We start from the raw sequence: 11,208 nt of genomic DNA on the forward strand, positions 1-11,208 counted from the left end.
TTTTTAATTTTCAAAATATATTATATTAGATCCGCTCCTGTTCTTCAACCTTTCTTTTCCATAAATAATAGAAAAACTAGAAACTTTGTGTGACGAAAAAAAGCAGTTCCTGAAACCAGGAGCTGCTACTTTCATTAATATAGAAGCTGGATAAATTCTTCTTTTGATATATTTCCAAAATAGTGCTGGATATTTATATCTTCTAGAGCCTTTGTAATATCCTCTTTATCATATCTAATACCGGTAAGTTTTTCTTCGATATCGTGCACATCGCCCACTCCAAAGAAATCTCCGAATATTTTACATTCCTCAATTTTTCCTTTATTCACCTCTAGGCGGACATCAATGCCGCCGACAGGAAAACGATGCGTACGCTGCAGGTTAAACTTAGGAGATTTCCCGTAATTCCAGTCCCAATTGCGGTATCTCTGTTCAGATAATTCGCGGATATTCTTCCAATCCTCTTCTGTTAGTACATACTCTGAGATTTCTTCCTCTTCACCGAAAATATATTGTAACAGCGTACTTCTGAATTCTTCGATGGTCATTGGCTTTTTCAGAAATTCAGATATGTTCGCAACACGGCTGCGGATTGATTTTATCCCTTTGGATGCAATTTTTTCCTGCTTTACATTTAAAGCGGATACGACATTTTCCATTTCAGAATCAAATAATAAGGTACCATGGCTGAACATTCTTCCCCTTGTCGAGAATTGAGCATTTCCGGAAATTTTTCTGCCCTCGGCAACCAGGTCATTACGTCCGCTTAATTCTGCATTCACACCTAACTTTCTTAATGCCTCTACAACAGGCTCGGTAAACTTTCTAAAATTGTGGAAGCTCTCTCCATCATCCTTTGTTATAAAGCTGAAATTAAGATTGCCAGTATCATGGTACACGGCTCCCCCGCCTGAAAGCCTGCGCACCACATGAATGCCATTGCTTTCCACATAATCCTTGTTGATCTCTTCGATGGTATTCTGGTTTTTACCAATGATAATAGAAGGTTCATTGATATAGAACAGCAAATAAGACTCCTCGATATCCAGGTTTTTCAATGCATACTCTTCAATTGCTAAATTAATACTTGGATCTGTAATTCCTTTATTATCTATAAAAAGCATTCTTCTACTTCCTCCTGAGTTAGATATAATACTCCATGCTGCTTCTGGCAATGATAATCTGCCTGTCGAATTGTTCAGAAGCCTCTTCCTGAAGCTTGCTCAGTTCTCCGAAATGAGGGAGATGGGTCAGCACCAGCAGTTTGACTTCAGCCCCCTGGGCAAGCTTCCCTGCATCCGTGCTGGTCATATGCCCGGCTTTACTGCCGTCCATACCGCTGTAGAAATTGCTTTCGCATAAAAGCAAGTCCGCTTCGGATGCAAACTCTACCAATTCATCCATAAAGGATGTATCCCCAGTATAAACCAGAGACCTGCCTTCACATTCAATTCTCATCGCAAAACAAGGGGCCGGATGGCGGGTCTTCAAGAAAGTGATCGAAAAAGGACCTATTTCCAAAGTCTCATCCGGGTTGTAAGCAACTCCTTCTGTTATGTCCTTATACGTTAAGTTCTTAAATCCTGCCTCATCCTCTGAATGACCGTAAATAGGAAGTGTTTTATGCTTATTCCCAAGCATCCCCTGAATTAACAGGGCATGCTGCAGAACACCTATATCCGCCACATGATCGGCATGGTAATGCGATAAAACCACAGCGTCCAATTTGCTTGGCACGGTATGATTCTGGAGCTTAGAAAGCACGCCGCTCCCACAATCAAGCAGCACTGTAAACTCTTCGTGCTCCAGTAAATATCCCGCAGAAGCCTCATTCTTGGCCGGATACCCTCCCCAGCAGCCTAAAACGGTAAGTTTCATTTTAAACGTCCTCTCTAAAAAGACTTGGATGATATAAACTATAAATCATTGTGCCTATTTTTTCACCTTTTTAAAATTTGTTATACCACATTGGTTGACTATTTCAACCTGTTATAATACAATACTAACAAGAAATAAATTCTGAATATTAAAAATACAGGAGGCAATCGTAATGATTCAAAACAGTGTAGAATTCTTCAAAAACCTTCCGGCCAAGCAATGTACAGAATGTGGGGAGCATATCCAGGAGCAGCATGAATGCTACGGAAGCAAATGCGAAAACTGTTCACAAATCTCTTACTGAACCTTTCTATAACGCAAAAAACCAGCTGTTTTACAACAGCTGGTTTTTTTCATTCGTGTATTAAGGATGTGATAGACCTTTAAAAATATACAACTCCAGCAATTGGGCGATTTCTGATTTCTCCAGCGGCTTATGCTTTTTCTCCCAATCAAAAATCAAAGTAATATACATTTTAAACAGCAAAAACGAAGTAAGCTCAGGATCACATTCAACAATTCTGCCATTCTCAATCGCTTTCTTGATCCGGCTGCTGATATAAGAAACAATCGCCTCTTCCACTTCTTCAACCATCTGGATTACAGCTGGCGTACCCATCTCCCTTTTCTCCTGAATCAGCTTGATCATAAATTGATGATCGCGACGATACTCGAGCATTCTGTACAAAACCTGATGGATATTTTCATGAAGCGATAAAGAAGAATCCAATGTCTCATCGGCAGCAGCCTTCATTTCCTCGATAAGCCGATGGACTATTTCCTTAAACAACTCTTCCTTATTCCGAAAAAACGTATAAATTGTCCCTTTTCCCACATTCGCAATCTTAGCAACCTGATCCATAGTCGTTGCCTTATATCCAAACAAAGAAAAGGACTTTGCAGCAGCATCCAGTATCAACTGTCTTCTATTAACGGACATCCCATTCCTCCGCCGTAATGACTCAACGAACAAAGTAGTCATTTTTTGAATATCATAACAAAACAAGGAGAGAGAGGCAAGTTTGCCTGTTGGGGCTGGTGCCTTATAGCCTTGTGCCGCATAGTCTGGTGCTAGAGGTTTTGGCTTGGTTTTGCGGCATTTGGGGGTAAGGATTTCTGGATGATGGATCCAGTGGACGTGTTAGCCAGTGCAGTTATTTAAGTTATCCGGTTAAACACGTTGGGATGGATCACAGACTGTTTGAGGAACATTGGGATGTTCAAATCGATTTAAACGGGAGTATACTTGTCTATCCCAAGTCATGAAGATAACGGAATACGAAGAATCAGGACATGCCATCATACTTCGTTCAGCTTTTCAGAGGGCAAAAATGCAGGACCCTTCCCCCGGCCTGACGCTCCAAATCAAAACTGTAAAAAATACATAATCATACAAGCAATGAAAATAAAAAAACAACAATTTAAGAAAATAGTGAACAACCCATCCCAAATTCGGCCTGCCCTCGAGACTCCCTTATAATTCCTGCGATATTTCCTTTTCATCTCCAGCCCACACTCCTTCACACCATATATCACCATTTTATAACAAAAACCGCTGTCCCTTCACAAAATATTTCGACAAGTAAATTCTAATTCAATTGTTCCAGTGAATCCAGGAAATTGGGAGGCTGATAGTAAACGCGGGATTTGTGGGTTCCTGTGTGGGGGAGGTTGAGGGAGTTGAGGAGCTGTGTTGCAATATGCCTAGAAGGAATATGAAGAAAATCCCGAAACTCTTGATTTTTAATGCTGTCATTTATCAATAGAAAATAATCACCAAGGGCACTTAGATGAGCGCTTCTATACTTCTGAGTACACGAGTTACATAACCAGCGGCCATTTTTTCTAATTAGGGGAAAGATTGTACAGGAAGGACATTGCACTCCAGTCATAATCTCCGACCTCTCAATACTATAAACAGATAGGATGTCATGGTTATGAGGCTGATGACTTTTTAATAACATCTTAATTAACTTCCGAATCTCTTTAGTAGAAATGTAGGATTTTTGGTATATATGATCCATTCCGTTTATTTTCTCAAGTATTTCTCCAGAGTGGCAGACTTTCTTGAAAGCCTCGGTATTCCAGGCCTCAGTTTTTATGATGGATGCAGCGTTAGAAATGACGATAAAATATTCGACCGGAAGAGGAAAAATTTTATGAAGGGCCAGCCAGGAATTGAACTGTGACTGCTGACGTTTTGTTTGGGTGATGGGGTTATTAAATCCTTCTTCTTTATTATTTAGCTTTCGGATTAACTGATTGAAGTTATCAAAAAGGAGTTCACCAGCAATATTCTTGACTTCCAGAATCAAGGCAAATTTAGCAGATAGAATCAGCGTATCGATTTGAAAATAGTAATTTCCATTCTTTAAGCGAAGGTCATGAAGAATAAAATAATCACGCTCTGACAAAAAGTCTAAGTAATAGTCCAGCGACTGCTCACCCCTGTAGCCTGCCGACCATTTTGCACAGTCTCCTTCTATTAACGAATATTTAGGATGACTGCTTGGCAGTCTTCTTAATAACGCCTCTAGTTTATGAATAGTAATAGGCTTTTTTCGTTCTTTTACAATCAAAATATCACTCTCCCTTTCACTTTTTATTTGTTTTCTATTTTTACTAGAGAGAATCCTTCTTAATATCAATAGGAAAAGTGAATTTCACTAAATTAAATGGGCCGTGGCCGAACTTATGTTTTTGTTTATAGGATTTACGCTTATGTTTTAGAGTTTTATGCTTAAGTTTATTGGGTTTATGCTTATGTTTCTCGGTTTTATGCTTATGTGGCAATCTGGTATGCTTATCTCACTGCACATATGCTTACGGCATGGTGTTTATGCTTATCCCTCGGCTTTTATGCTTCAGTCATGCCCTTTATGCTTATATCTTGCTTTTAATGCTACGTCTTAACTTTTATGCTTATCGGCTTACATCTGGCGGCTTGACTATATTAATACATATGATCGTTCTGTCAGCCCCTGCATTAAAAGGTCTGAAAGGCAGTCTTGCTGCCCCCAAAAGAGTGCCCCGCATTACATTCACTTTTTCCGCGTATCTCCCCACTATTACGCAGACCCCTCACATAAATCTGCATACAAATAATAAAACGCAAAAAAACCCGCCCCCACACACTCGCGAATAGGACGGGTCAATCTATCATTATTTCTTCGCCAAATACTCCAGCACGAGTTCCACGGCTTCTTCCCCCTGGTCGATGCAGTCGGGGAGGCCGAGTCCTTCGTAGGAGCTGCCGGCCAGGATGATGCCCGGCATTTCCTCGGAGAGTTGCTGCTTGAGGGCAGTGATCCGCTGTTTGTGGCCAACATTATACTGGGGCATGGCATCTTTCCAGCGGGTGACGATGGTGAATTCCGGCTTGGAGGTGATGTCCATGGTTTTGTTCAGGTCCTCCAGGACGATTTTTTCAATTTCTTCATCTGAGAGTTCCACAATCGTTTGATCGCCGGCCCTGCCTACCTGGGTCCGCAGGAGCACCTTTCCGTGCGGAGTGGAGTGTGGCCATTTTTTATGGATCCAGGTACATGAGGTGATGGTGTAATCGCTGTTGCGGGAAACCACGAATCCTGTGCCTTCAATATCTTTCTTAATAGCCGATTCATCAAATGCCATGGCAATTGTGGCTACGCTGTTGGCGGGCATTTCCTTTAGTTCATCGAAATAGGTATACGCCGAAAATATCTGCTGAACCGCCAGGTGAGGGACGGCAGCTATGACAGCGTCTGCAGTGATCATATGACCGCTGTTGAGAAAGAGTGTATAATCTGCTCCCTCTCTTACCACTTTTTCGACTTTAACGCCTTTAAGGACGGTTGCAGGGTGCAGTTTGGATTCAATGGCGGTCACAAAAGATTCAAGCCCGCTTGTGAAGGTTAAAAAGCCGTCTTTTGTATTTAAGATTTTAGCAGCCGGGGTGTCTTTTTTTAATCCCAGTATCATACTGCGGTATTGCTGTTCTACTTGGTGGAATTGGGGAAATGTCGCCAGTAGGCTGATTCGGTCTATATCGCCGGCATAGATGCCGGATAATAAGGGTTCGATCAGATTTTCTACCACTTCATCGCCAAATCTCCGCCTGAAAAATGCACCGAGTGACTGGTCAGATGAGTGGCTGGAACGCGGCAGGATAAAATCTGCAGCCGCCCGCAGCTTTCCGATCGGGCTGAATAAGCCTGTGGTAACAAATGGTCCAATCCGTGCAGGAATTCCCATCGAACCGCCAGGCAGTCCATGTAATCTTTCTCTTACAAGCACAAAGGATCTGCCATCCGTATTATAGACAAGCTTATCCTCCATTCCTACTTCCCTGGCCAGACGTGATGCACTTTGTTTGCGGGCTAGGATGGATTCGGGTCCTTTTTCAATGACGAATCCGTCTTTTATTGTGGTCTGAATCTTTCCGCCTAACCGCTGACCAGCTTCTATAAGAATCACTTCAAGGGAGAGCTTGTCTTCTCTTGCTTTTTTTATCAAATAGTAAGCAGCAGTCAAGCCGGTTATTCCACCGCCGATGACGACAACTCTTTGCTTTCGCTGATTCACAGTTCATCGCCTTCTTTTTTTCAAATTCACTTACGGTTCCCAGTCCGGGTTCATGAACGAGGCACAAACTACCGGTGAGCATGACGGAGCCGTACTGCTCCCCTTCTTTGCACCTCTCACGAGAACCCTTGTGTACAGATTACTCTGCAAATTTACGGAGAACGATGGCAGCCAAAGCATCTATAAATTGTTCATGGGTATTTGGCATTTCTGGGCGGTAATAGGCTGCACCGATTTCTTCAGTAACCACTTTACATTCTACATCGTTATCAAATAACACTTCTAAATGGTCAGATACGAAGCCTACAGGTGCATATACAAACGCCTTGTAGCCCTGTTTTTCATAAAGATCTCTTGTTAAATCCTGGACATCCGGTCCCAGCCAAGGTTCAGGCGTGTTACCGGCACTTTGCCATCCAAGTTCATATTTCTCAATACCGGCACCTTTAGCAATTAAATCAGCTGTTTCCTGCAGCTGAGCTGGATATGGATCTCCGGATTTCAATATCTTTTCCGGAAGGCTGTGGGCTGACACCACTAGTACTGCCGAGTCTTTTTGCTCCCGAGACATAGATTCATACGTTTCTTTGATCCGGTCTACCCAGTAACCGATGAATTTCGGTTCATCATACCAGCTTTCAACACTCTTAATAGCCGGCCCGCCCAGCTTTTCAGCAGTTTCCTTCGCACGTCCGTTATAGGATTTTACACTGAACGTTGAAAAATGAGGCGCAAGTACGAGGCTGACAGCTTCCTTTATTCCGTCCTGGTGCATCTGCTGAACCGCATCTTCAATGAATGGCTCGATATGTTTTAGCCCTAGATAATATTTAAATTCAACTTCATCCTGAATGGCGTTTAACCGCTGTTCCAATGCTTTTGCCTGCTCTTCTGTGATTTGGGCAAGCGGTGAAATCCCCCCGATCGCTTCATATCTGGATCTTAAATCCTCAAGTGCTTCATCGGCAGGCCTTCTGCCGTGACGGATATGCGTGTAGTATCTTTCAATATCTGATTCTTTATATGGAGTGCCATAGGCCATGACTAATAGACCGATTTTCTTTTTTTCCATTTGACTGCACCTCGTTTGCTATAATAAAACTTTCCTTTTTATTTTTCTTTGTTAAAACTTGTCTGTTGATTTCCGCTTCAGGTGCTCGCTTTCGGCGGGCGGTCCGGGAGAGCCTCCTCTCCGTTAGCTCCTGCCGAGTCTCCCTTGACACGCTTCTCCCGCAGGAGTCTCGCATATCCGTTCCAATCAACAAAGTGCAAAAATCAATATTGAATACACATAGCCTATTTTTTACTTGCTGAATATTCATGGATAAAAGCAGTTAATCGTTTTAGAGTATCAGGCTGTACCTGAGGGAATACTCCGTGCCCTAAATTAAAGATATACCCTGGCTGCTGCATTCCTTGATCAAGAATGGCCTTTGCCCGCTCTTCAATAACATCCCATGAAGAAAGAAGGATCGCAGGGTCAAGATTTCCCATGACTGTTTTGTGAATACCCATTTCTCTTGCCTGAGAAATCGGCAGCCGCCAATCGAGTCCCACAACATCCAGCGGCAGGTCATTCCATTCAAGTGCCAAGTGGCTCGCTCCCACTCCGAACATGATCAAAGGTACATTTTCTCCTCTTAAACTGGAGAAGATGCGGTCCATTGTCGGCTTTATATAAGTCCGGTAGTCCTCGACATTAAGAGCCCCGACCCAGGAGTCGAAAATTTGAATCGCTTTGGCACCTGCGTGTATCTGTGCTTTTACATACGTAATAGCCATATCGCCAAGCTTGTCCATCAGTGCGAACCAAGCTTTAGGCTCTGTATACATAAACGCTTTTGTTTTATTGTAACTTTTTGAAGGTCCGCCTTCTATCATATAAGAAGCAACTGTAAATGGAGCCCCTGTAAAACCAATAAGCGGAACGTTTAGCTGTTCGTTTACCAGCAGCTTAATGGTATCCAGTACATATGGTATATCTTGTTCTGGATGGATTTCCCCAAGTTTTTCCACGTCCTGCAGTGAACGTATTGGATTGGAAATGACCGGCCCAATGCCGGAAACGATGTCTACATCCACACCTAACGCCGGCAGCGGGGTCATAATGTCCTTATAAAGGATCGCAGCATCAACGTTATATTGTTCAACCGGGAGCCTTGTCACATAAGCACAGAGTTCCGGCTGGTGAGTAATTTCGAAAAGCGAATATTTTTCTTTTAACTCGCGATATTCAGGCTGCGATCTTCCTGCTTGTCTCATATACCAAACCGGTACATAATCCGTTTTTTCTCCTCTTGCCGCCTTTAAGAATGTCTCATTAATCACTTTTGTCATAGAATATATCCACCTTTCAAAATCACCCAATATACAGCTAAATTATAATAATTTTAATTTACTTTTTCATAATAGACTTTTCTACTATTGTTGTATAGTTCAGGACTATAATTGTCAAAAAATAGACGTTTTTAGAAACACCCTTCTTTATTGTTTACGAAAATACCACTGAGGTACAATGTAGAGAGAGACTGATAAAGGGGTGCAGGTTATGAATGTATTTATTACCGCCGGAACTGCCGACTACTTAAGTAGTATAAAGAAGAAACATAGTCAGGAACACATGATTTTAATGAACGGGATGGAAAATGCCCTTTTGCTTCATGAAACGGAAGAAAATACGGTATTCAGCCAGCCAAGGAAGTACGAAGTCCTAGATTCTGCGGGTGCACTTACCGATCATGGCTTTGTGGTGATGAATAATATCCCTGTTACAGATGAAGGACGTCCTATTTTTGAATACCGTTTCAAAAACCGGGCAGGTTTGATTGAGAAAGAACCAGGTTTCATAGCTATTAGAGTGCTTCGTCCTTTAAATTCAGATACGTATGTAATTTTAACCGTCTGGGAAACACAGCAGGATTTTTCCAACTGGCAAAATTCCCAGTCTTTCTCTAAGGCTCATGCTAAAAAGGAAGGAGCGGCTGCAGAACAGGCGCCGCAGAAAACCATTTTCTCCGGTTCCTCCTATGTGACGAATTACGCGATTAGTGAAGAATAATAGACTGGAGCGGTGTTCATGGAGATGACACCGCTCATTTTATTTTTCTGTTTAATCACAACAGCCGCCATTTTTCATATTCTGTATTAATTTAGGGCATTCGCCCTGTTTTTACAGGAGGAGATCTTTATGGCTGTTGAGATAACTCTCATACACTGGATTTATGTTTTATTCATTGCTCTTATCATCGGATTTATGGTCATGAAAAAAGACACAACGTTAGTGTCTATAACCGGTATAGTAGCCATCGGGCTGATTGCCACAGGCAATATCTCTTCTTCCATAAGCAGTATTTTCAACAGTTTTACTTATGCCATTACGGAACTGCTTCCCACCATACTAGTTATATCCATAATAGTGGCCATGAGTAAAATTCTTTCAAGCACCGGAGTTAATGATACCATGATTTCCCCGTTTGCCAAGCTAATCCGTTCACCTGGGCTCGCGTATTGGATTATCGGTATTCTAATGATGGTCATGTCATGGTTTTTCTGGCCTTCACCTGCTGTAGCCTTAATTGGGGCAGTACTGCTGCCGGTTGCACCCAGAGCCGGACTTCCTGCCCTGGGTGTTGCTATGGCCATGAACCTTTTTGGCCACGGAATAGCCCTTTCGGGAGACTATATTATTCAGGCGGCACCGAAGCTGACTGCTGATGCGGCTGGTCTCCCGGTCGCTCAGGTGATTGAAGCCAGTATCCCTCTTGTAATCACGATGGGTGCCGTTACAACCATTACGGCCTTTATCATGCTCAGAAGAGATATGAAAAAGGGAATATTGACTGTTGGCTCACCTTCTTCTGAGGAACCCGCTGCCCTGTCTGAGAAAGAGGAATTATTAACATCCCGGCAGAAAAAATGGTTTGCGATCTTAATCCCCATTGCCTTTTTGCTCGATGTCGCGGCCATGATTATTTTTAACCTTCAGGGAGGAGATGCCACTGCACTTGTGGGAGGTACTTCCATTATGATCTTAGCGCTGCTTGCTCTGACGGCTCATAAGTCACAAGGATTTGAAAAATCAACTGCTTTTCTTATTGAAGGCTTCCAGTTTGGCTTTAAAGTATTTGGACCCGTAATCCCGATCGCCGCCTTTTTCTATCTTGGAGATTCAGGATTTGAAAAGATACTGGGTGACTTTCTCCCAAAAGAGTCCAATGGGATTGTCAATGATTTAGGCGTTGCACTCGCCCACTCCGTACCATTAAATAAGGCCATAGCGGCGGTGACTTTAACAGGAATCGGTGCGATTACGGGGCTTGACGGTTCAGGGTTCTCCGGTATCTCTTTAGCGGGCTCTGCTGCCAATTTATTTTCCCATGCTATCGGAACCGGCCTGGCCACGCTTACAGCACTGGGGCAGACTGCAGCTATCTGGGTAGGGGGAGGCACCATTATTCCATGGGCGTTGATTCCTGCAGCAGCCATTTGTAATGTGGATCCATTTGAGCTGGCTAGGCGGAATTTAATTCCGGTAATGATAGGTTTAGCAGTAACGACCATTGTGGCAATGTTTCTAATATAACGGATATAACGGAAAAGCGGCGGTCTTCCGTCGTTTTTCTATAGATTGTTGTTTTTTAATGGCTGTTTTCTAAAGGATTGTTGTTTTTCGAGATGTTTTTCCTTATCGAACCAGTCGATTGCAGTGGAAGGTGCGAGACTCCTGCGGGAGCAGCGGGTATTGTCCAGCTCCGGACTGACACCTTC

General features: G+C 42.8%; 10 protein-coding genes. 3 read left to right on the top strand and 7 right to left on the bottom strand.

Annotation, left to right across the window (positions count from 1 at the left end; translation table 11 throughout):
* Positions 1 to 134: 134 nt before the first annotated feature.
* Positions 135 to 1,124: a lipoate--protein ligase gene (locus tag CUU66_RS22375; protein ID WP_101645618.1), complete on the bottom strand. Its 990-nt coding sequence runs from the start codon at positions 1,122 to 1,124 to the stop codon at positions 135 to 137.
* A gap of 19 nt (positions 1,125 to 1,143) precedes the next feature.
* Complete coding sequence (locus CUU66_RS22380; protein ID WP_101645619.1) at positions 1,144 to 1,878, bottom strand: MBL fold metallo-hydrolase; 735 nt, start codon at positions 1,876 to 1,878, stop codon at positions 1,144 to 1,146.
* 172 nt (positions 1,879 to 2,050) lie between these two features.
* Here CUU66_RS22380 and yhfH point away from each other — a divergent pair, with 172 nt between their 5' ends.
* Complete coding sequence (gene yhfH / locus CUU66_RS22385; protein ID WP_101645620.1) at positions 2,051 to 2,182, top strand: protein YhfH; 132 nt, start codon at positions 2,051 to 2,053, stop codon at positions 2,180 to 2,182.
* Positions 2,183 to 2,242: 60 nt separating this feature from the next.
* On the opposite strand, the gene CUU66_RS22390 is transcribed toward yhfH, so the two are convergent.
* The 5 genes from CUU66_RS22390 to hemE all read right to left on the bottom strand — a co-directional run bounded on the left by CUU66_RS22390 (position 2,243) and on the right by hemE (position 8,778).
* Positions 2,243 to 2,818: a TetR/AcrR family transcriptional regulator gene (locus CUU66_RS22390; RefSeq protein WP_101645621.1), complete on the bottom strand. Its 576-nt coding sequence runs from the start codon at positions 2,816 to 2,818 to the stop codon at positions 2,243 to 2,245.
* A 649-nt stretch (positions 2,819 to 3,467) separates the two neighbouring features.
* Positions 3,468 to 4,457: a nuclease-related domain-containing protein gene (locus CUU66_RS22395; protein ID WP_101645622.1), complete on the bottom strand. Its 990-nt coding sequence runs from the start codon at positions 4,455 to 4,457 to the stop codon at positions 3,468 to 3,470.
* A gap of 583 nt (positions 4,458 to 5,040) precedes the next feature.
* Complete coding sequence (gene hemY / locus CUU66_RS22400) at positions 5,041 to 6,441, bottom strand: protoporphyrinogen oxidase (RefSeq protein WP_101645623.1); 1,401 nt, start codon at positions 6,439 to 6,441, stop codon at positions 5,041 to 5,043.
* Positions 6,442 to 6,580: 139 nt separating this feature from the next.
* A complete protein-coding gene (gene hemH, locus CUU66_RS22405; RefSeq protein ID WP_101645624.1) occupies positions 6,581 to 7,513 on the bottom strand; it encodes a ferrochelatase in 933 nt (310 codons plus the stop codon).
* A 224-nt stretch (positions 7,514 to 7,737) separates the two neighbouring features.
* Complete coding sequence (hemE, locus tag CUU66_RS22410) at positions 7,738 to 8,778, bottom strand: uroporphyrinogen decarboxylase (RefSeq protein WP_101645625.1); 1,041 nt, start codon at positions 8,776 to 8,778, stop codon at positions 7,738 to 7,740.
* Between the two features lie 211 nt (positions 8,779 to 8,989).
* Between hemE and CUU66_RS22415 the strand changes: the two genes are divergently transcribed.
* Positions 8,990 to 9,499 (top strand): antibiotic biosynthesis monooxygenase family protein, encoded by a 510-nt coding sequence (locus tag CUU66_RS22415; protein WP_101645626.1) that lies wholly within the window; start codon positions 8,990 to 8,992, stop codon positions 9,497 to 9,499.
* 129 nt (positions 9,500 to 9,628) lie between these two features.
* Entirely contained in the window at positions 9,629 to 11,023 is a 1,395-nt protein-coding gene (locus CUU66_RS22420; RefSeq protein ID WP_101645627.1) for a hypothetical protein, read from the top strand.
* Positions 11,024 to 11,208: the final 185 nt, after the last annotated feature.

This window comes from Peribacillus deserti, from assembly GCF_002863585.1.
Taxonomy (GTDB): Bacteria; Bacillota; Bacilli; order Bacillales; family DSM-1321; genus Paraperibacillus; species Paraperibacillus deserti_A.

Excerpts from the sequence above, each read along its gene's own strand:
- yhfH (WP_101645620.1), top strand. The coding sequence starts at position 2,051 with ATGATTCAAAACAGTGTAGAATTCTTCAAAAACCTTCCGGCCAAGCAA.
- hemE (WP_101645625.1), bottom strand. The coding sequence starts at position 8,778 with ATGACAAAAGTGATTAATGAGACATTCTTAAAGGCGGCAAGAGGAGAA.
- hemH (WP_101645624.1), bottom strand. The coding sequence starts at position 7,513 with ATGGAAAAAAAGAAAATCGGTCTATTAGTCATGGCCTATGGCACTCCA.
- CUU66_RS22420 (WP_101645627.1), top strand. The coding sequence starts at position 9,629 with ATGGCTGTTGAGATAACTCTCATACACTGGATTTATGTTTTATTCATT.
- CUU66_RS22380 (WP_101645619.1), bottom strand. The coding sequence starts at position 1,878 with ATGAAACTTACCGTTTTAGGCTGCTGGGGAGGGTATCCGGCCAAGAAT.
- CUU66_RS22390 (WP_101645621.1), bottom strand. The coding sequence starts at position 2,818 with ATGTCCGTTAATAGAAGACAGTTGATACTGGATGCTGCTGCAAAGTCC.
- CUU66_RS22375 (WP_101645618.1), bottom strand. The coding sequence starts at position 1,124 with ATGCTTTTTATAGATAATAAAGGAATTACAGATCCAAGTATTAATTTA.
- CUU66_RS22415 (WP_101645626.1), top strand. The coding sequence starts at position 8,990 with ATGAATGTATTTATTACCGCCGGAACTGCCGACTACTTAAGTAGTATA.